Annotated in this window: 18 protein-coding genes and 1 pseudogene; 4 read left to right on the forward strand and 15 right to left on the reverse strand. The window is 58.5% G+C overall.

Annotation, left to right across the window (positions count from 1 at the left end):
• Window positions 1-226: 226 nt before the first annotated feature.
• The 3 genes from QP977_RS09030 to QP977_RS09040 are packed head-to-tail and all read right to left on the reverse strand — an operon-like array spanning window position 227 to window position 2,021.
• Window positions 227-946, reverse strand: a complete 720-nt coding sequence (locus QP977_RS09030) for a hypothetical protein (RefSeq protein WP_284847263.1) — start codon at window positions 944-946, stop codon at window positions 227-229.
• The gene (locus tag QP977_RS09035; protein WP_049193710.1) at window positions 943-1,662 is read right to left on the reverse strand and encodes an AAA family ATPase; all 720 of its coding nucleotides are present in this window, start codon (window positions 1,660-1,662) and stop codon (window positions 943-945) included. The genes QP977_RS09030 and QP977_RS09035 overlap by 4 nt, the downstream gene beginning before the upstream one ends.
• Complete coding sequence (locus QP977_RS09040) at window positions 1,659-2,021, reverse strand: GntR family transcriptional regulator (protein ID WP_070549601.1); 363 nt, start codon at window positions 2,019-2,021, stop codon at window positions 1,659-1,661. The genes QP977_RS09035 and QP977_RS09040 overlap by 4 nt, the downstream gene beginning before the upstream one ends.
• Window positions 2,022-2,155: 134 nt before the next feature.
• On the opposite strand from QP977_RS09040, the gene zwf reads away from it, so the two are divergent.
• Genes zwf through pgl form a run of 3 tightly spaced genes read left to right on the forward strand, consistent with a single transcriptional unit; the run spans window position 2,156 to window position 5,591 of the window.
• Complete coding sequence (zwf, locus tag QP977_RS09045) at window positions 2,156-3,760, forward strand: glucose-6-phosphate dehydrogenase (RefSeq protein WP_016422737.1); 1,605 nt, start codon at window positions 2,156-2,158, stop codon at window positions 3,758-3,760.
• Between the two features lie 50 nt (window positions 3,761-3,810).
• A complete protein-coding gene (locus QP977_RS09050) occupies window positions 3,811-4,827 on the forward strand; it encodes a glucose-6-phosphate dehydrogenase assembly protein OpcA (RefSeq protein ID WP_070653088.1) in 1,017 nt (338 codons plus the stop codon).
• Window positions 4,824-5,591 (forward strand): 6-phosphogluconolactonase, encoded by a 768-nt coding sequence (gene pgl, locus QP977_RS09055; RefSeq protein WP_070653090.1) that lies wholly within the window; start codon window positions 4,824-4,826, stop codon window positions 5,589-5,591. Before QP977_RS09050 ends, pgl begins: the two co-directional genes overlap by 4 nt.
• Before the next feature lie 91 nt (window positions 5,592-5,682).
• Here pgl and QP977_RS09060 read toward each other — a convergent pair whose 3' ends face one another.
• Entirely contained in the window at window positions 5,683-6,993 is a 1,311-nt protein-coding gene (locus tag QP977_RS09060; RefSeq protein ID WP_070439683.1) for an ISL3 family transposase, read from the reverse strand.
• Window positions 6,994-7,115: 122 nt separating this feature from the next.
• Between QP977_RS09060 and QP977_RS09065 the strand changes: the two are divergent.
• A pseudogene (locus QP977_RS09065) lies at window positions 7,116-8,231 on the forward strand (AMP-binding protein); the annotation flags it as partial.
• Window positions 8,232-8,234: 3 nt separating this feature from the next.
• Here the strand turns inward: QP977_RS09065 and QP977_RS09070 are convergent.
• The 11 genes from QP977_RS09070 to uvrC all read right to left on the reverse strand — a co-directional run bounded on the left by QP977_RS09070 (window position 8,235) and on the right by uvrC (window position 20,994).
• Window positions 8,235-8,549, reverse strand: a complete 315-nt coding sequence (locus QP977_RS09070) for a DMT family transporter (RefSeq protein ID WP_035757985.1) — start codon at window positions 8,547-8,549, stop codon at window positions 8,235-8,237.
• Entirely contained in the window at window positions 8,546-8,896 is a 351-nt protein-coding gene (locus tag QP977_RS09075) for a DMT family transporter (RefSeq protein WP_035757987.1), read from the reverse strand. The genes QP977_RS09070 and QP977_RS09075 overlap by 4 nt, the downstream gene beginning before the upstream one ends.
• A gap of 148 nt (window positions 8,897-9,044) precedes the next feature.
• On the reverse strand, window positions 9,045-9,281 hold the full coding sequence (gene secG, locus QP977_RS09080) for a preprotein translocase subunit SecG (RefSeq protein ID WP_005510775.1): 237 nt from the start codon (window positions 9,279-9,281) through the stop codon (window positions 9,045-9,047).
• A 101-nt stretch (window positions 9,282-9,382) separates the two neighbouring features.
• Window positions 9,383-12,211, reverse strand: coding sequence for a phosphoenolpyruvate carboxylase (gene ppc, locus QP977_RS09085; RefSeq protein ID WP_070653094.1), 2,829 nt, complete (start codon window positions 12,209-12,211; stop codon window positions 9,383-9,385).
• Window positions 12,212-12,413: 202 nt separating this feature from the next.
• Window positions 12,414-13,202, reverse strand: coding sequence for a triose-phosphate isomerase (tpiA, locus tag QP977_RS09090; protein ID WP_049193719.1), 789 nt, complete (start codon window positions 13,200-13,202; stop codon window positions 12,414-12,416).
• 69 nt (window positions 13,203-13,271) lie between these two features.
• Window positions 13,272-14,483: a phosphoglycerate kinase gene (locus QP977_RS09095; RefSeq protein WP_016422732.1), complete on the reverse strand. Its 1,212-nt coding sequence runs from the start codon at window positions 14,481-14,483 to the stop codon at window positions 13,272-13,274.
• A 110-nt stretch (window positions 14,484-14,593) separates the two neighbouring features.
• Window positions 14,594-15,598 carry a type I glyceraldehyde-3-phosphate dehydrogenase gene (gap, locus tag QP977_RS09100; RefSeq protein WP_048731894.1) on the reverse strand — a complete coding sequence of 335 codons (1,005 nt, stop codon included), beginning with the start codon at window positions 15,596-15,598 and terminating at the stop codon, window positions 14,594-14,596.
• Between the two features lie 183 nt (window positions 15,599-15,781).
• Complete coding sequence (gene whiA / locus QP977_RS09105; protein ID WP_048731892.1) at window positions 15,782-16,780, reverse strand: DNA-binding protein WhiA; 999 nt, start codon at window positions 16,778-16,780, stop codon at window positions 15,782-15,784.
• A gap of 191 nt (window positions 16,781-16,971) precedes the next feature.
• The gene (locus QP977_RS09110; protein WP_048731879.1) at window positions 16,972-17,919 is read right to left on the reverse strand and encodes a gluconeogenesis factor YvcK family protein; all 948 of its coding nucleotides are present in this window, start codon (window positions 17,917-17,919) and stop codon (window positions 16,972-16,974) included.
• A 23-nt stretch (window positions 17,920-17,942) separates the two neighbouring features.
• Window positions 17,943-18,833, reverse strand: coding sequence for an RNase adapter RapZ (gene rapZ / locus QP977_RS09115; RefSeq protein ID WP_005510809.1), 891 nt, complete (start codon window positions 18,831-18,833; stop codon window positions 17,943-17,945).
• Between the two features lie 112 nt (window positions 18,834-18,945).
• Complete coding sequence (uvrC, locus tag QP977_RS09120) at window positions 18,946-20,994, reverse strand: excinuclease ABC subunit UvrC (protein ID WP_070604564.1); 2,049 nt, start codon at window positions 20,992-20,994, stop codon at window positions 18,946-18,948.
• Between the last annotated feature and the right edge of the window lie 10 nt (window positions 20,995-21,004).

Below are 21,004 nucleotides of genomic sequence, written 5' to 3' on the forward strand. Positions count from 1 at the left end.
CGGGTTTGCTTCACTACTTCTCCTGGTCGAAAGTGGTGATGCATTCACCGCCTGAACCTACCGCCCGAAAAATAGCCTGAAGGTGTCATAAACTTGCACAGTTTCACATCTGCAGCCCGTAACTTTTGGGGTTGTCAGTTTCGGTTCGCCTGTTGTGTTACTTAACCCGCATTTTCAACGTTGGACATGAAAAAGCTCCCCGCGCAGGGGAGCTTTTTTGATGGAGCTAGGACGCGGCGAAGGCGGGGCGCACAGTGGGCAGCGGGCGTTTCTCTTCCTTTAATGCCCAGGCCATCACGAACGCAGAAATTACGGTGATGATTGAGGCAAAGATCGGCACAGCCGGCCAGGGGGCGCCCGGTACGGAGTCGGTCACGTCCAGCAGATAGCTGAAGAGGAAGAGCGTGACCAGGGCCAGGCCAATGGTGATCGATCCTGCACGAGTGCCCTTCGCGCCGGCGACGGTGCCGACTGCGGTGCTCGCCACGGTAGCCATGAGGCAGCTCAAGAAGACGCACAGCGCGGTGAGCAGAACTGTGGTGTAGTTCTGCCCGGAATCCTCAATCATGTACAGCTCCCCGTTAGTGTCCGGAAACAGGGCCGGTCCGGAGGTGACAATGAAGCTATCGAATCCGCGGTAGTAACCGGACTTGTTCTGTTCGATGACCATCGCCGTGACGATGAAGGCGGTAGCCACCAACGATGTGCCCAAGATTGCGATGATTGCGGAGCGTACCCAGCGGGCGATGCTCACGCCGTAGTCACGCAGGGTGACCGAACGCCGGGCTGTGATGAGGAAGAGGATGCCCAGCGCGATAATGCCAAGCAAGGTGTTGCCGGTTCCGCTGCCTACGAGCATGCGCCCGAAGGCCGAGTACAGGATGGCCACGGCGGCAACACCGAGGAAGGTTTTCTTGTTGGTCGCGATGAAAGCTCCGGTGCTCATTTCTTGCTCCGTTCGATGTAGGAGGAGGTGCTTGCGAGGTCGATGAGGGCCGCGGGGTCGAGGTAGCTCACCTCAACGCCGAGGGCGCGGGCATGCGCAGCGGCAGACGAACTGAGCTCTGTAGACAGGATTGCCTCGCAGCGCTCGCCGAGGGTTTTCTTAGCGAGCACTGGGCCGGCCACCTGCGCCACGAGATCCGTAGGGCCGCGCAGCACCGGATGGCTAGCGCGCAGCTTATCGACGTCATAGGGCCCGTACGCATCCTGCTTGTGGATGACAATCAAGGTGTCGACTAGGCCGGCTAGATCCTGGGAGTGCTGCGAGGTGACCACAAGGTTGGCCGATTCGGCCGAGTCGATAAGCATGCCGCGCAATGTGGCGCGGTGCTCGACATCGAGGCCGTTGAAGGGCTCGTCGAAAAGCAATGCTTCCTTGCCCGATGCCAGGGTGGCAGCGGCGATAAGCAGCTGGCGCTGGCCCAGGCTGAGCTTTTTGATAGGGGTGTCAGCGGGGAAATCGAGGAGGGACTCCGCGTGGGGCACATCGAGCTGATCCCAGCCGGTGCGCAGGATCTGGAAATATTCGCGCGGGGTGGCACCGAAGACCTGGGTGTCGGGTGCAGCCTTCGCCAGGGCCGCCGTAGGCATCTGCGCGAGGGTACGCAGGTAGTAAGTCTTGCCGGCGCCGTTGGGGCCAATCACGCCGTAGATGCTCATTTCTCCTCCTCCAGCATGGCGATGATGTCGTGGAGCGTGAGGCCGAGAATGCCGGCCTCCACTTTTAATGGCTCGATGTAGGTGCGCTGGAACGCTTCACGACGCTCAGCGCGAATGCGCTCACGGGCATCTGGAGTGACAAACATGCCGAGTCCTCTTTTCTTCTCCACAAGCCCCACCATCGACAGTTCCGTCATGGCCTTGGCGGCCGTGGTTGGGTTGACCTGATAGAACTCCGAGAGCTCCTTGGTTGAAGGGGCACGATCCTCAGCCGAGAGCTCCCCGGACAAAATCATTGATTTCAGATCCTCGGCGATCTGGACGTAGATGGGCCGAGGGTCCGCCTCCTTCGCCTGCATATCCACCTCCGTGGTTTATGGGTATACCACCTAGGTCATAAACCTATGGCAGAAGAAAGGGGTCCGTCAAGGCCCCATCGGAGGAATCGGAAACGATTCCACCGGACTTTTCTCGATATGACATTATGTAAACCGTGAGTGATTCTCTGCAACGCAACGATTCGAACTCCCCTACTGCCAGCTCTCCGCACAACGGAGACGACAGCACCAACCACGACGGATACATCAACCCGCTGCGCGACCCGCAGGATAAACGCCTGCCGCGTATTGCCGGCCCGGGTGGCATGGTGATTTTCGGAGTGACGGGCGATCTGGCCCGAAAGAAGCTTCTGCCTGCCATCTATGATCTGGCCAACCGCGGTCTACTGCCTGCCTCCTTCGCGTTAGTTGGCTACGGTCGTCGCGAATGGTCGAAACAGGACTTTGAGGATTATGTGCGCACCGCAGTGGAACAGGGCGCCCGCACAGACTTCCGTGAGAGTGTCTGGCAGCGCCTGGCTGAGGGCATTCACTTTGTCACCGGTACCTTCACCGATGACGAGGCCTTCGATCGCCTGGCCGCACAACTTGAGGAGCTCGATCGCTCCCGCGGCACCGCTGGCAACTGGGCCTACTACCTGTCCATTCCGCCAGCTAACTTCCCCGATGTCTGTCATCAGCTCGATCGTTCGGGGCTGGCGCAGTCGGGCGAGGATTATTGGCGTCGCGTGATTATTGAGAAGCCATTCGGACACGACCTGGCCTCCGCTCAGGAACTCAACCGGATTGTGAACTCGGTCTTCCCAGAAGACGCTGTGTTCCGCATCGACCACTACCTGGGCAAGGAAACCGTCCAGAACATTCTGGCCATGCGTTTTGCCAACCAGTTGTTCGATCCGATGTGGAATTCTCACTACATTGACCACGTTCAAATCACCATGGCCGAGGATATCGGTTTGGGCGGTCGCGCCGGCTACTACGATGGTATCGGTGCAGCTCGTGACGTGATTCAGAACCACCTACTCCAGCTCCTGGCGCTGGTGGCAATGGAAGAGCCCATCGCCTTTACCCCGGAAGAGCTGCAAGCGGAAAAGATCAAGGTTCTGCGTGCCGTCGAGCCAGTGCGTCCGTTTTCGAAATACACCGCTCGTGGCCAGTACACGGCGGATTGGCAGGGCAGCAACTTCGTGCCAGGGCTGCGCGATGAGGAAGGCTTCGACCCCGAATCCACGACCGAGACCTACGCCGCCTGTACGCTGCAGATCAACTCCCGTCGCTGGGCCGGTGTCCCCTTCTACCTGCGCACCGGCAAGCGCCTCGGCCGCCGCGTCACTGAAATTGCGCTGGTCTTTAAGTCCGCACCTCACCTTCCCTTCGCAGAGACAATGACTGCCGCTCTCGGCCAGAACGCAATGGTCATCCGTGTTCAGCCAGACGAAGGCGTGCTCATGCGCTTCGGCTCGAAGGTCCCGGGCTCGGCCATGGAGGTGCGCGATGTCAACATGGACTTCTCCTACTCCGAGGTGTTTACCGAGCAGTCGCCAGAGGCCTACGAGCGCCTGATTCTGGATGCGCTTCTCGACGAGGCCAGCCTCTTCCCCACCAACGAGGAAGTCGAGCTGTCCTGGAAGATTCTTGACCCCATCATCGAGTACTGGGCCAAGCGCGGTCGTCCCGAGGGCTACCCCGCAGGTTCGTGGGGGCCTTCCTCCGCTGACCACATGCTCGAGCGCGACGGTCGCGCTTGGCGACGGCCATAGGCCGCCGACCTCTCAGTTCTTAAGAATTTTCTGACAGAAAGAACACTTTCATGATTGTCAATTTGCCAGACACTGACACCGCGAGCATTGCTCGTCAGTTGGTGCAGCTTCGAGAGCAGGGCGGCATCGTTACCACGGGCCGTGTCCTCACCCTGATTGTTTTGGCCAAAAGCGAAGACGACCTGGAAAACATTATTTCCACGGTCAACTCCGTTTCCCGCGAGCACCCATCCCGTGTGCTGGTATTGGTCTCCGATGATCCAGGCCTGGACAATCGCCTTGACGCGGAGCTCCGCGTCGGTGGTGATGCCGGTGCCGCTGAGATCGTCGTTATGCACATGTCCGGAGAGATTGGTCAGCACCACAGCTCTGTGGTGACTCCCCTGCTGCTGCCGGATACGCCGGTCGTGGCGTGGTGGCCTTCTGAGGCGCCGCAAGTCCCAGCGGCGACACCAATCGGCCGAATTGCCCAGCGCCGTATCACCGATTCACTCTGTGACCCGAATAGCAACGCTATCTACACGCGCCGTACGGGCTACACGCCCGGCGATTCCGACCTGAGCTGGTCGCGGCTGACGAACTGGCGCGGTGTGTTGGCATCCGCTTTCGACTTGCCGCCGCACTCGCCGGTGACCTCCGTGTCCATCTACGGCCCACAGGACTCGCCATCGGTCGAGGTCGCCGCTGGATGGTTGGCAGATCGCCTGGGGCTGCCGGTCAACCGTTACTCCACCGGTGAGAAGAAGATTCCGGTGGACGAAAAGGGCCGCGCCAAGCCACCGGTGACCTCCGTCGCCTTTGAGCGTGAAAATGGCCAGACTTTGCGCATCGATATTGAAAGCGCCACCACTGCATCGGTCACCAACGGAGAAAAGCCCCCGTTCAAGGTTGCAGTATCGCGTCCAACACGCTCCGAATGTTTGGCAGAGGAGCTGCGTCACCTCGACCACGATACTGCCTACGGACGTGCCCTGCGTGGCCTCAGCCAGATTCACACGGTGGGAATGCAACCTCCGACGTCCACAACAACTAGCTTCGCTAACGAACCAGGAGTCTCTGACAAGTGACCACCGATAACGCGTCGAATACCGTCCCTGCCCCTCAGTTCCACCGCGCCGCTGACCAGGCGGGTATCGTCGAGGCTGCACGTCAGCGCTTCATCGATGCGGTTGTCGCCGTCCTACATGGCAACGCCTCTCCGGTCACCGATGACGGTTTCGTACGCGTCGTTCTCACCGGTGGCGGCGCGGGTACCGCTTTTCTCAGTGCGCTTGCCGACGATTCCGGAGACATCGACTGGAACCGAGTCCTGGTGTTCTTCGGAGATGAACGTTTTGTCGCTGCCGACTCGGCAGATCGCAATGCGTTGGCTGCTCGTAAGCGTCTCTTGTCCCCTGTCGGCGTGCCGGAGGAAAACATCTTCGAGTTTGCCGCTGCCGACAGCGGCGTGACCACCACGGAGGCCGCCGAAAGCTACGAAGCTATCGTTCGGGAGATGGCTCCAAATGGCTTTGACCTTCACCTTCTTGGTATGGGCGGAGAGGGACACATCAACTCGATTTTCCCACATACCGCAGCGCTGGCTGAGCAGGAACGCTTGGTCGTGGACGTGCATAACTGCCCGAAGCCACCGCCGACCCGCATCACGCTGACGATGCCGGCCATCGCCAGCTCTCAGCGTGTGTGGCTACTTGTAGCGGGCGGCGAAAAGGCTGAGGCAATTGCAGCTATCGCTCAGCAGGACGACCCAGCGCAGTGGCCGGCGGCCGGGGTTCGCGGTGTTCAGGAAACCGTTGTCTTTGTTGACGATGCTGCGGCTGCGCAGCTCTAGGCTTCCGCTTCACCGCTAACAGCCCAGAAACAGCAAATTCCCGTCGATAAGCGAAATGCTATCGACGGGAATTTTTATTGCTTAAAGGGGCTCATCGTAAAAATGAGTGTATTTTGGTTCGGAATCCGCCGGTGTCCAGCAGTGCTCTGGTGATGTAGTGGGTGAGGTTGCGGAAGCCTAGGGCGGTACCGCGCAGGTGTTCGATTCTGCCGTTGATGGCTTCGGTGGGACCGTTGCTGGTGCCGATATGATCGAAGTAGGCCAAGATGTCATCAGCCCGGCGTTTCATCGTCCGGCCCAACGTCTGCAGCTCTTTGAGCGTGTTGGGGACCCCGTGGCTGATGGAAGCAATGAGTTTGCGGAACCGTTTTTTGGCTTGCTTCTTGTTGGGGTTGCGGTAGGCGGCGACAATCTTTTGGTAGATGTCATAGGTGGTCTTGACCGGGGCATGGTCCGGGTTGGCAAACACGGCATCCCGGCGGGCTTGTTGTTGTTCGGTCAGATACTCTTTGCCGGTTTTTAGCACTTTGCGGATCCCATACAATGGGTCTCCGTTGCGACCACGCCGGCTCAGGGTGGCTTGTTGGATGCGTTGTCGAACCTTATCCACGGCCTGACCGGCCAGGGCCACCACATGGAAGGGATCCATGACCGTGGTGGCCTCAGGCAGGGTTTCAGCTGCTGCGGTTTTATACCCGGTGAACCCATCCATGGCCACGATCTCAATGCCGGCCCGAAACGCGCTGGTTTGCGCTTCTAACCAGGTGATGAAGGTTTGTTTGGACCGGCCCGGGACCATATCCAATAACCGTGCCGGGCCTGTGCGGTCTGCCACGGGGGTCAAATCGATGACCACGGTGACATACCGGTTACCCCAGCGGGTGTGGCGCCACACGTGCTCATCGACCCCCAACACTCTGACCCCATTGAGCCGGTTGGGATCGTCAATGAGCAACCGCCGACCCGTGGTCAGCACCGCGTCGTTGGCGGTATGCCAGGACACGCCCAGATTGGCCGCCACCCGGGCAATGGATAACCGGTCGATGACTACCGATTTCAACGCCCACAACGCGGCAGCATGCGAGAGTTTGGCCTCCGGAGCCACCACGGATGTGGTGTCTTGTTGCCAGACACGGGCACAGGTATCGCACCGGTAGCGGCGTAACCGCACATGCAAGTGGGTGGGCCGCCAACCCACCGGCACATGCGTGACTTTGCGCACCACACTGCCTCGCACTGTGGCTTCAGCACCGCAATGCCGACAGAACTGATCGGCCTCCACGACTCGACATTCCAGCACGGCTTGCTCGGCGGTGACGTGTTGACCGGTCACGGTGACGCCGGAATTGCTCAGCAGGCAAAAGGCATCAAGATCTGGGCGCGAGAAGGTAAGCTGGTGCATGTCGAGGTCTTTCTTCAGATGTGTGGTTTCGTCACTTCCATCTTCGGAAGACCTCGACTCTTTTTACGCCTTCAACACACCCCGATCACCAAACCCATCTACACCCAAAATTCCGAAGAGCCGGATATCTCGTGGGGGTTTCCTACACCCACTGGGCGGTTTTTGATATCAAACCCGAAACCGATATCTACTGGACGGCCGCCGATATCGGCTGGGTCACCGGGCACTCCTATATCGTCTACGGGCCGCTGGCCAATGCGACCACCTCGGTGCTGTATGAGGGCACCCCGGATACTCCGCATCGGGGGCGCTGGTGGGAGATCGTGCAGAAATACGGCGTGACGATTCTGTACTGTGCGCCCACCAGTATCCGTACGTTCATGCGCTGGGGTCGCGATATCCCGGCCGAATATGACCTGTCGTCGCTGCGGTTGTTGGGCAGCGTGGGTGAACCGATCAACCCCGAAGCGTGGATGTGGTACCGCGAGCACATCGGGGGCAATAACGCACCGATCGTGGACACCTGGTGGCAGACCGAAAACGGCCATATTCTGATCAGCCCGCTACCCGGGGTGACCGCCACGAAACCCGGGGCCGCGATGCGCGCCCTGCCCGGCATTACGGCCGATATCTATGACGAAGCCGGCGTTCCGGTAGAACCCGGCAACGGTGGCTATCTGGTGATCACCGAACCGTGGCCCGGCATGCTGCGCACCCTGTGGGGCGATGAGGAACGGTATCAGAAAACCTACTGGTCACAGTACCCTGGCGTATATTTTGCCGGTGACGGCGCGAAATTCGATAAGGACGGCGATATTTGGGTCCTGGGCCGGGTCGATGATGTGCTCAATGTTTCCGGGCACCGGATGTCGACGGCAGAAATTGAATCGGCGTTGGTCGCCCATGCGATGGTTGCTGAGGCCGCTGTGGTCGGGGCCCAAGATGAAACCACCGGGCAGGCGATCGAGGCGTTTGTGATTCTGCGCGAAAGCGCTCAGCAACTCGACGACGCCGTCGGGGTCCTGCGTGATCATGTTCGTGCCGCGATCGGACCGATTGCGACACCGCGATCAATCACCGTGGTCACTGACCTCCCCAAGACCCGCTCGGGTAAGATTATGCGCCGTCTGCTCAAAGATCTCGCCGAAGACCGCGAGATTGGTGATACCACAACCTTGGCCGATGCTTCGGTCATGGAGACTATCCAGCAGCAGGTTCGCGCCGCTCGGGCCCAATAGCGCTTACCCCAGTTCGACGAGCACCACCCCCGCCATGATCAGCACCAGTCCCAAGATCATGCGCGGGGTTAACGGCTCTTTCCAGATGATCCGCGCCAGCACTGCGATGAGCGCGACACCGATAGCTGACCAGATGCCGTAGGCAATGGCCACCGGCATGCCGTAGGAGATAGTAACCGCTAAGAAAAAGAAAGCGAGCCCGTAGAACACCACGAGTGGCAGGATCCAGATTTTCTTCCGAAAGCCATCCGAAGCACGCAGACTCAGGGTAGCGATAATTTCAGAAACGATCGAAAAGGACAGAAACAGCCAGCTCATGATTCCAACACCTCAGCTTTGCCTGGATCGCGCTGGCCGGTTTGGACAATGAAGACGCCGGCCATGATGGTGACAATGCCGATGATCGCCGTTAAGCTGAGCGTTTCATGGAATAACACGGCACCCAGAACCGCGACCAGGGCAACTCCGGCTGCTGCCCAAATTCCATAGGCAATGCCGATTGGAATACCTCTTCCCAGGGCGAGTCCCAAGAGGGTGAAAGCAATGATGTATCCGATGACCACCCCGATGGCATAGAGCGGTTGATCAACGGCTGCACGCAGGCACATGGTGCCAAGCGCCTCGGCAACAACCGCCCCGATCAGTAACAGCCAGCTTTTGAGCATGTGGGATTTCCAACTTCCGTAATGAGTCCGGGCTTACTCTATCAATCGCGTCCGACCACTTCAACACACCCCGATCACCAAACCCATCTACACCCAAAATTCCGAAGAGCCCTTAAAGGCCTGCGGTGGGGCGTGCTGCGTGCGGAACCTACCAGCCGAAAGTATTGAACAGCAGCAACAGGACAATGCAGAGCAACCAGATAATCACGGTCACAATAGTGACGCGGTCAAGGTTCTTCTCCACCACAGTCGAACCGGACAGATTCGACTGCATGCCGCCACCAAAGAGGCTGGACAGTCCGCCACCCTTACCCTTGTGGAGCAGGATAAACAGCGTCATCAGGATGGATGTGATGACCAGGACAATCTGAATGGCGAGGTACACGCGCACTTCCTTTTGAAACGTCGCTTCTTTAAGAACTCCAACTATACTAGCGCAATTGCTCCGCTGGCTAGGTATCCCTAGCCGTATCCCTAGGCGAATTCCTAGCCGGAGTTGCGCAGTGCAGTTGCCAAACCATTCATGGTCAGCTGAATGCCCCGACGCACCTTGTCGCGATTATCGCCGGCACGGTAGCGACGCAGCATCTCCAGCTGGATGATGTTCAGCGGCATAAGGTACGGGAAGCGCATGTCCACCGAGCGCCTGAGCAGCGGGTTGTCCTCCAGCAGGTGCTTGTACCCGGTTACCTTCAGGAACATCTCCAAAGTCAGGTCGAACTCTGCCTTGATGATGCCGTAGATGCGCTCACCGTCGGCCTTATCTTGGCACAGGCTAGCGTAGGCGCGCGCAAGGTTGAGGTCAGCCTTGGACATGACCTGCGCCATGTTCGACAGCACCGAATTGAAGAACGGCCAAATCTCGTTGAGCTGACGGAGCTCAGCCAGGCGGGAACCGTCTTCGTCCTCGCCGATCCACTCCTGCAGTGCAGAGCCGACACCAAACCAGCCCGGCACCATAGAACGCTGCTGCGACCAGGACAGTACCCAGGGAATTGCGCGCAGGTCAGAAATGGTCTGGGTCTGCTTGCGTGAGGTCGGACGCGAACCGATGTTCAGGCTGCCGATCTCATCGACCGGGGTCGACGACGTGAAGAAGTCAATAAAGCCCGGGTCCTCGTGCATGAGCTTCGAGTAGGCCTCGCGAGACATGTCGGAAATCTCCGACATAATCTCGTGGGCGCGAGCTGGGTTCTTCAGGTCATCGACGTCGAGCAGAGTCGACTCAATCGTTGCCGAAACAAGTGCGGCGAGGTTCCTGCGTGCCGCTGCAGGGTGACCGTACTTGGCAGAGATAATCTCGCCCTGCTCGGTGATACGCACCGACCCCTGGACTGCACCCGACGGCTGCGCCAGAATTGCCTCGTAGGACGGTCCGCCACCACGGCCAACGGTACCTCCGCGGCCGTGGAAGAGACGCAGGCGAATGTCGTTGTCCTTCGCGGCTGCCACGATTGCGACCTCCGCGTCGTAAAGCGCCCAGTTTGCAGCGAAGTACCCGCCGTCCTTGTTGGAGTCGGAGTAGCCAAGCATGACTTCCTGCAGATCTCCGCGTGCGGACACGTATGCGCGGTAGACCGGAATGTCCCACGCAGCACGCAGCACGTCGGCACCAGCCTGCAGGTCTTCGATGGTTTCGAACAGCGGAATGACGTCAACAGAACCGGTCGGCTGGGAGCCATTCGGGCGAATCAGACCGACTTCCTTGAGCAGAATCATCGGCTCCAGCAGGTCGGAGACCGATGTACACATCGAAATGATGCAGTGCGGTACCGCGTCGTGTCCGTACTTGCGCACCGCACGGGATGCCGCACGCATAATGCCTAGCTCGCGAGCCGTAGCTTCGGAAAGATCTGCGGAAGTCGAAACCAGCGGACGGGAGGACTGCAGTTCCTTGGTCAGCAGCTCGACCTTGTCAGCTTCCTTCAATCCCGCGTAGTTGTCCACCACACCGGCAGCGGAGAACAGCTCGGTGAGGATTTCCTCATGAGAGTCCGAATTCTGGCGGATATCAATCGAGTACAGGTGGAAACCAAATACTTCGACTGAATCAATCAGATCGCGCAGGCGGTGATCGGCGATGAGGTCATCGTGGCTGGACCGCAGTGAGTCGTCGATAATCGAGAGCTCTTCAAGTAGCTCCTCGGCGCTGTCATACGGAGTGAATTCCGACCAGTCGCCCTCGATGATGGACTCGTCGAAGAAGTTCACCGCTGTTGCCGCCACGCGACCGCGGATACCGTGAACCGCACGACGGTACGGCTCATCTTCGCGGTTAGGTACGTCATTGTGGCCGCGGCTGGCCAGAGCGACCAGATCCACGGTGACCTTGGTCAGGCGGTCGCTGAGACTGAGCTCGCGCTCCAGCAGGTGCAGCTGCGAGAAATAGTGACGCAGGATCGTACCCGCCGCCCTATCGGAGGCATAGCGCAGCGTTTCCTCTGTCACGTATGGGTTGCCGTCGTGGTCACCGCCAATCCACGAGCCCATGCGAATCGTTGGGTAAGCCGGCAACTTGTTTCCGCCGAGCTGACGCAAGTGCTTGACGACGTCTCGGTTAATCTGTGGCACAGCTTCCAGCAGAGAAAGCTGGTAGTAGCGAAGACCAACCTCGACCTCGTCGCGAATATCCGGGCGGTTCATGCGAATGAGGGCCGTTTGCCACAGCGTCAGGATACGGCGGCGGATATCGGCATCAATCTCAGCGAGTCGGTCCGCGGTGCGCGCATTCATCGGGGCCGCCTGAATCTCGTGGCGGCGCCGCATTGCGGCCGTGATGTGCTTCTGCACATCGAACACTGTGCGACGACGAGTTTCCGTTGGGTGTGCGGTCAGAACCGGGACGACCTCAATGTGGTCCATCATGTCCGCAATGGCGCTGCTGGAAACCTTGGCGTCGCGAAGCTTCTGCCATGTTGCCTCCAGAGTGGAGTCCTGCGGTGGATCGCCAGCATCGAGAGATGCCTCGATGCCCAGCTCCTCGTGCAAATCCTCAGCGAGGTTAGCCAAAAGTGCGAAGTGCGTGAAAGCACGGATGACAGGGCTTGCCTCGGCAGGGTCAATATCGCGGAAGAGGCCGGTGAGCTTCTCGATGTCGCCATCGCCACGATGGAGTTCGAAGGCTGCACGGCGAGCATTTTCGACCAGGTTAAAGACCTCGTCACCCTCTTGCTCGCGGATTACCTGCCCAAGAATTCGACCCAGGTGGCGAATATCCTCCCAGAGCAAGTCCTGCTGCTTCGCGGTAGCGGTCGATGAGGATTGCTCATTGCTTGCAGTGTGTCGGTCAGTGTCACCATGTACTTGTTCGTTCATTGAGCACGTCCTTTGAAAATTGCCGGGCATTCCAAGTGGAAAGCCTCGGGAAATGTATTGCGCTGAATTATTGCCAGTCGGTGTGCCTGGATTGAGTCCGCCTAAAGGCAATAACCCCGAATCGGTTTTATGAGAATCAATAAAACCAATCCGGGGTCGCGCATGGCGCCTATCTTATCAGTTGTTCTGAATTTATATGCACTTAGGCGTTCTGGGCGGCATCTGCAGCAAGTGCGCAGAGCTTCGCGAATGCTTCACCGTCGAGCGAAGCGCCACCGACGAGGCCGCCGTCGACGTCGGGCTTGCCGACGATCTCAGCGACGTTCTCGGCCTTGACGGAACCACCGTAGAGGATGCGCATTTCCTTTGCGATGTTCTCGTCCGCAATTTCAGCGATGGTCTCGCGGATAGCTGCACAGACTTCCTGAGCGTCTGCAGCCGATGCGACCTTACCGGTGCCGATAGCCCAGACCGGCTCGTAAGCGATGACAGTCTTGGCCAGCTCAGCGTTGGTCAGGTTAGCCAGGGAGCCCTTGACCTGAGAGACAACGTACTCGACGTGCTCTTCGACCTCTCGGACCTCCAGCGGCTCGCCGACACAGACGATTGGGTTCATGCCCTCGCGCAGTGCTGCCTTGGCCTTCTTTGCGACCAGCTCGTCGTCCTCTGCGTGCATATCGCGACGCTCGGAGTGACCAACGACGACCCAGGTGCAGCCGAGCTTTGCCAGCATCGATGCGGAAATCTCGCCGGTGTAAGCGCCGGACTCGTGGACTGAGACATCCTGCGCGCCGTAAGTGACGCCGAGCTTATCGCCCTCAACCAGAGTCTGGACCGAACGCAGGTCGGTAAACGGCGGGATGACAGCGACGTCAACCTTGTCGTAGTACTCCTTCGGCAGAGCGAACGCGAGTTTCTGCACCACACCGATAGCCTCGAGATGGTTCAGGTTCATCTTCCAGTTACCAGCAATAAATGGTGTACGTGCCATAGTGGTGGAATTCACTTCCCTATCAATTAGCGGATTTTTAAGCGATGAAAATCCGGTGGTGGAAAAATCTTAGTCTTCCAGGACGGAGACGCCCGGCAGAGTCTTACCCTCGAGGAACTCCAGCGAAGCGCCACCACCGGTGGAGATGTGGCTGAAGCCGTCCTCGTTCAACCCCAGAGTACGTACTGCCGCTGCGGAGTCGCCGCCACCGACGACGGAGAAGCAACCGTTGTTAGTGGTGGCATCGATGATGGCCTGTGCAACCTCGCGGGTGCCAGCTGCGAAAGCCTCCATCTCGAACACGCCCATCGGGCCGTTCCAGAACACAGTCTTGGACTCAGCGAGCACCTTGCCGAATGCCTCGGCGGAAGCCGGTCCGATGTCCAGGCCCATCCAGCCTTCCGGAATCTCGGTGGCGTCTACCACCTTGTTTTCAGCGTCTGCAGCGAACTTGTCAGCCACAACTACGTCGGTTGGCAGAACGATCTTATCGCCGTAGCGGTCCAGGAGATCCTTACAGGTGTCAATCATCTCTTCCTGCAGCAGGGATGCGCCAACGGCGTAGCCCTTGGCAGCCAGGAAGGTGAAGCACATGCCGCCGCCGATGACCAGGGAGTCAACCTTCGGCGCGAGAGCCTCAATAACGCCCAGCTTGTCGGAAACCTTGGAACCGCCGAGCACGACGGTGTACGGCTTCTCCGGGGTCTCTGCAACCTTGCGCAGAACCTCAAGCTCAGCCTGAACCAGATTGCCGGCGTAGTGCGGCAGCTTCTTAGCGATGTCGAAGACGGAAGCCTGGGCGCGGTGAACAACACCGAAACCGTCAGAAACAAATGCTCCGTCCGGAACAAGTGCAGCCAGCTCGGCTGCGAACTCGGCGCGCTCTGCCTCGTCCTTGGAGGTCTCGCGCGGATCGAAGCGGACGTTCTCCAACAAGAGTACATCGCCCTCGGTCAGGCCATTAGCGCGCTCGTGCGCGTCCTCACCGGAGACATCACCGGCGAGCGCGACGTACTGCTCCAGGCGCTCAGACAGCGCCTCAGCGACCGGGGCCAGGGAGAACTCGGACTTAACCTCGCCCTTCGGGCGACCCAGGTGAGCCATAACAACGACCTTGGCGCCGGCCTCGACAAGCGCGGACAGGGTGGGCAGCGAAGCATCGATTCGACCCGGATCGGTGATAACGCCGTCCTTCAACGGAACGTTAAAGTCGGAGCGGACGAGGACGTAACGGCCTTCAATACCTTCGTTGATCAGGTCTTTGACAGTCTTAACAGTCATCTCAATGAAATCCTTGTGAAAGTGTGTAAAAAACGGGCCGTGGGTGGCGTGCCCTACTCAGGCACAACCACCCCGGCCCGTTCGGGGTCTGGGATTAACCAGGTGAGTTATTAGAGGCGCTCACCGACGTAGACAGCCAGGTCGACGAGGCGGTTGGAGTAGCCCCACTCGTTGTCGTACCAGGAGACAACCTTGACCTGATCGCCGATGACCTTGGTCAGCGGTGCGTCGAAGATAGAGGAACGCGGGTCGCCCTCGATGTCCTTGGAAACGATTGGGTCCTCGTTGTAGCCCAGAACACCCTTGAGCTCGCCCTCAGCAGCTTCCTTGATGGCAGCATTAACGGACTCGACGGTGACCTCGCTCTTCGCAGTGAAGGTCAGGTCGGTGACAGAGCCGGTCGGAGTCGGAACACGCAGTGCGTAGCCGTCCAGCAGACCCTTGAGCTGCGGCAGAACCAGAGCGACTGCCTTTGCAGCACCGGTGGAGGTCGGAACAATGTTCAGAGCAGCAGCGCGGGCGCGACGCAGGTCCTTGTGCGGAGCGTCGTGCAGACGCTGGTCACCGGTGTATGCGTGGATGGTGGTCATGAGACCGCGCTCGATGCCGAACTTGTCGTCCAGGACCTTAGCCATCGGAGCCAGGCAGTTGGTGGTGCAAGAAGCGTTCGAAATGATGTTGTGCTTCTCCGGGTCGTAGTCAGTGTGGTTGACACCGACAACGAAGGTTGCGTCTTCGTTCTTAGCCGGAGCGGAGATGATGACCTTCTTGGCGCCAGCCTCGATGTGAGCCTTGGCAGCGTTGGCATCGGTGAAGAAACCGGTGGACTCAATGACGATGTCGACCTCGTGCTTGCCCCACGGCAGGTCCTTCGGGTCACGCTCAGCGTATGCCGCGATGCGCTTGCCGTTGACGGTGAGGGACTCATCGTCGTAGGTGACCTCTGCGTCAAGCTTGCCCATGATGGAGTCGTACTTGAGCAGGTGAGCCAGGGTCTTGTTATCAGTGAGGTCGTTTACAGCAACGACTTCCAGGTCAGCGCCCGCAGCGAGCAGGGAGCGGAAGAAGTTGCGGCCAATGCGACCAAAACCGTTAATACCTACACGAACCGTCACAATAATCTCCTTAATGGATTGGCGAATCGATGCCACTTGTCAGGGCGCTGATTGCGCTCCAACAGGTTCACTACAGAAGTGTACGTTGGGTTTTTCATTCGCGCAGCGGTGGTTTGGTGCGAAAATCCCAAATAAACGGAGATTTATCAAAAATTACGCACCTGACTAGGCATAACAGGTGCTTTACTCGTCAACTTCTTTGTCAAAAAGTTCGTCTGTAACGACTGCAGTTGTGGGGGGAATTCCGAGTTCGTTTGCTCTTTTGTCTGCCATGGAGAGCAAACGGCGGATGCGTCCTGCGACGGCGTCCTTGGTCATTGGCGGATTGGCCAGCTGCCCAAGTTCTTCCAATGAAGCCTGCTTGTGCTCGATGCGCAGCTGTCCTGCAGACACCAAATGGTCTGGTACATCGTCACCGAGAATCTCTAAAGCACGCTCTACTCGCGCTGCTGCAATAACGGCCGCACGAGCCGAGCGCCGCAGGTTGGCATCGTCGAAGTTTGCCAAACGAGTGGCCGTCGCTCGCACTTCACGACGCATACGCTGTTCTTCCCACTGCAGGCGAGTAGTCTGGGCTCCCATTCGCGTCAGCAGCGCACCGATTGCATCGCCCTCCCGGATGATTACGCGATCGCCACCGCGGGATTTATTCTCCTTGCTCTTAGCCGTAATTCCGAGCCTACGAGCACATCCCACCAATGCGAGTGCCGCTTCAGCAGAAGGAGCAGTGACTTCCAAAGCTGAGGAACGCCCCGGCTCAGTCAGTGAACCATGTGCCAAAAAGGCACCCCGCCATGCAGCTTCTTGATCGATCTTCTGTCCCATGATCAGCTTGCGTGGTAGCCCACGTACGGGACGTCCTGCAGAGTCGATCAGGCCAGTTTGCCTAACGACGAGTTCCGCGCCATCGGTTACCCGCACGATGTACTTCGAGGTCTTTCGCAAGCCACCGGGAGACAAGACATTGAGGCTGGCTTTGACATCGTAGAGTTCGGCCAGCATGGAGCGCAGGCGGCGTGCGACAGCGCCGGAATCCAACTCAGCCTCCAGCACAATCGAACCTGCCACCAGGTGGAGTCCTCCTGCGAAGCGGAACAGGGTCGAAATCTCCGCTGCCTGAGCGCTTTCCTGCGAAACTGACACGCGGGCTAGTTCGTCTTTGACCTTCGCCGTCAATGCCACGATGCTGTCCATCCTCATTTCATGTGTGCGAGCTGGGTTTGGGCCTGGTTAATTTAGGTAAAATTAACCCCATTTGAGCTTTAGCAATAAACCTCAAGGATAGTATCCGGTACCAATCGAGTGGCAATTAGTTGATTGTCTATTGCATCCTCGCAGGAGAATGCATTAAAACCCTCGACTGGCCGGACGCTTTAGAGGAACTGACGAAGTGCGACAGCTAGTTTCTCCGGCGAATGCCGACCCGTCAGAGCTCCGTGGTCATCAACTTCTTGCACATCGGCGAAGACAACCTGCGCGTCTAGGCTATCCGCCGCTCGCTGCAGGTATTCTCGTTCGGTATCCGCGAGCGGCGTGTTGTCGTCGACAAGCACGTAATTGAGCTTCAAGTTAGGTGCATGCTGCGTGAGCATATGGATGTGCCGTTCGGAAGAAAAACCGGCGGTCTCCCCCGGCTCGGCGACAAGATTCAGCACCACGACGGTTGTGGCATTGGTTTCTTGCAGAGCATCCCGCAGCCCGGGCACCTGAAGATGTGGCAGAACCGAAGTAAACCACGAACCCGGACCCAGCGTCACCAAATCGGCATTGAGGATAGCTTCAATGGCCTCCTCGGATGCCGGCGGAGTCTCAGGAATCAGCCGGATTCGGCGCACCTGGCCAGGTGTCGTGGCCACTGCGACCTGGCCACGGACCTGGCGCACAACGCGAGCATCCTGCTCCAAGCCAACGACTTCGGCCTCAATCTCTAGCGGGATCGGCGACATGGGCACGACTCGACCCCGGATTTGCAGCAACCGGCCAATTTCGTCAAGCGCGTCGACTTCATTTCCCATCACACTGGTGAGGCCAGCGATAATCAGATTGCCAATCGCATGCCCTGCCAGTGCGCCAGTTCCGCCAAAGCGGTGCTGCAGTGTCTTTTCCCACAGATCGCCTTTTTCCGTATCTGCGGAAAGCGCGGCGAGTGCCATGCGAAGGTCTCCAGGGGGAATCTGCCCCAGCTCACGACGAAGGCGACCCGAGGATCCGCCGTCGTCGGCAACTGTGACCACCGCTGTGACATGGTCCGCAACCTGACGGTCAGCTCTCAGCGTGGCAAATAGACCATGACCGCCACCCAGACTGGTAATTGATGTCAATTTCTACACCTCCACTAAAACCGCTAGTTGCGGTCAATATCGCGGTGGACGACGTTGACGTTGATCCCGGAAACTCCCTCGAGCTTCTTAGCCAGCGCCTCCGACATGGCCACACTTCGGTGATGGCCTCCGGTGCATCCCACAGCGATAGTCATAAAACCCTTGCCCTCACGGCGGTACCCGGGCAAAACCAATTCAATCAAGTTTGTGACGTTGTCCAAAAACCCCTGAGACTCAGGTTGGGACAGCACGTAGTCGGCCACGGCTTTGTTGGTACCGCGGCCCGCACGCAGCTCAGGTACCCAATAGGGATTGGGGAGAAAACGGACGTCGAAAAGCATGTCGGCATCGCGCGGTGCACCGTGCTTAAACCCAAAAGATTCGATGGTGATCTGCTGAATCTTACTAGCGGTATCCGACAACTGATGCTCTAACTCACGGCGCAAATCGTGCACGCTCATGTCAGAAGTATCCACTACTAAATCCGACATGCCCTTTATTGGCAGCAACATCTGACGTTCAGCGGCAATACCCTGTGAAAGCGTGCCATTTTCCTGCAGCGGATGGGTGCGGCGGACAGAGTCGTAGCGGGCGATGAGGGTGTCGTCGTTGGCATCAAAGAAGATGACATAGGGCTGGCGCCCCTCATTGCGGAGTCCGTCGAGCACCTCCCCCAAACTGCCGGCGAACGCGCGCGAGCGCACGTCGGTGACGATAGCGAGGCGCTCTACTGGAGAGTCCGCTTCAAACGACAACTCGACCATGCGCATAATCAACTCCGGGGGCAGGTTGTCTGCGACATACCAGCCCATCTCCTCCAAGACGCTGGCGGCCGTATTGCGTCCGGAACCGGACATGCCGGTAATCAACACAAGTGACTTTTCAGCCTGAGGGGAATAACCCGAAGTAATCATGCCATCACTCTAATACAATTTCGCCCAACCGCTCTCGGTTTTACTAGCGGAAGTAAACCCCCTAGCACTGTTTCAAGTGCGGTTTTAGCCACTTGTTTACCTACTTCTACGCCTACTCTCCCGGACCGACATCCGAGTTTGGCTCTGACGACTTCTCGTCTGGATGGAGGTAATCGTAAACAGTTTTCGCGAGCATCGGCCCGAAACCAGCCACTTCTTCGATCTGCTCGACGCTGGCCTTCTTCAGCGCCGCAACGGAACCAAAGTGCTTGACCAACTCACTGCGGCGTGCTGGCCCCAGCCCCTTAATGCCATCAAGCACCGACGAGCGCATGCGTTTAGATCGCTGCTGACGGTGATAATTAATGGCAAAGCGGTGCGCCTCATCACGAATTCGCTGGATTAGGTACATCGCTTCCGAATTACGCGGCAGAATAAGCGGCTCATCATCGTCGGGAATCCACAGCTCTTCTAAGCGCTTGGCAATTCCCACCAACGTCACATCGGTGACCCCGAGTTCATCGAGGACCGCCTGTGCGGCTGCGACCTGCGGTGCACCACCGTCGACGATGAACAACTGTGGCGGGTAGGCAAACTTGCGGTTACTCCGCGACTGCTCATCGACGGCATCAGTCGTCTCTTCGACGAACATCTCGCTTGCATCATCGGGCATGGCGAGCTTGTCCTCGTTATGGCGCAGAAAACGACGGCGCACCACCTCAGCGATAGAACCGACGTCGTCCGAGCGACCGTCACCTGCTGCATCTTTGATTCGGTAGCGACGGTAGTCGGACTTCTTGGGCAATCCATCCTCGAAGACCACCAACGAGGCCACCACATCGGTGCCCTGAATATGCGAGATGTCAGTGCACTCGATGCGCAGCGGCGCTTCATCCATAAATAGCGCGTCCTGGAGTTCGGAGAGAGCCTGCGATCGAGTAGTTAGATCTCCACTTCGCTTTAGCTTGTGCTGGCGTAGCGCTTCAGCTGCATTTTTCTGCACGGTCTCCATGAGCGTCCGCTTGTCACCGCGTTGTGGGACGCGAATATCTACATTGGTGCCACGAATATCGGCCAAAAATGCAGTAACCTCGTCAAGATCGTCGGGCGTGGCCTGAACGAGAATTTCGCGTGGCACAACCTGGGCGGCAGTGGTTGATTCATCGCCGTCGACATCCGCGTGCTTGGCGGCGTCGCCATAGAACTGTGTCAGGAACTGCGTTAGCAGCCCACCCAAGCTGGGGTCAGTCTCTCCCTCTCGAAACTCCGTAGTCGCGTACTCGCCGGACTTCTCCACTACCCAGCCGCGCTGACCGTAAATACGTCCCGCCCGAACATGGAAAATCTGCACGGCCGCTTCCAGTTCGTCGGTTGCTAGCGCAATAAAGTCGGCATCGGCGGCGTCGGAAAGCACGACTGACTGCCGCTCCATGACCTTGTCGATGGCAGCGAGGTTGTCGCGCAGACTAGCGGCGCGCTCGAAGTCTAACTCGCCGGCAGCTTCCTCCATTTCCTTCTTTAAGCGCCTCGTGACCGGGCCCGTATTTCCCGACATGAAGCTGGTAAAACCACGGACAATTTCGCGGTGTTCCTCGGCACTGACACGGCCGACACAAGGCGCCGAGCATTTGTCGATATAGCCGAGCAAACAGGGCCGCCCCAGGGCTTGCTGCCGGTTGAAGACTCCCTTTGAACAGGTGCGGGCTGGGAAAACTCGTGTAAGCAAGTCGAGAGTTTCTCGGATAGCCCACGCGTGTGAATAAGGCCCGAAATAACGCACGCCCTTCCGGCGCGGTCCTCGGTAGAGAAAGAGCCGCGGGTACAGCTCTCCAACGCTGACGGCCAACATCGGATACGACTTGTCGTCGCGGTACATCACGTTGAACCGCGGATTAAAGCGCTTGATCCAGGTGTACTCCAACTGCAGCGCTTCGACTTCATTGTGGACGACAGTCCACGTCACCTTCGAAGCGGACTGCACCATCTGGCGGGTGCGGGGATGAAGCCGAGTTAAGTCCTGGAAATAGTTAGACAAACGCGCACGGAGATTCTTCGCCTTGCCGACGTAGAGAACGCGCCCGGTTGAATCGAGAAAACGGTACACCCCCGGCTCCGTGGGAATGGTGCCGGGGGCGGGACGGTACTGAGAAGGGTCAGTCACTTACGGTGTC

It is taken from the genome of Corynebacterium sp. MSK012, assembly GCF_030232435.1.
Classification (GTDB): Bacteria; Actinomycetota; Actinomycetes; order Mycobacteriales; family Mycobacteriaceae; genus Corynebacterium; species Corynebacterium jeikeium_D.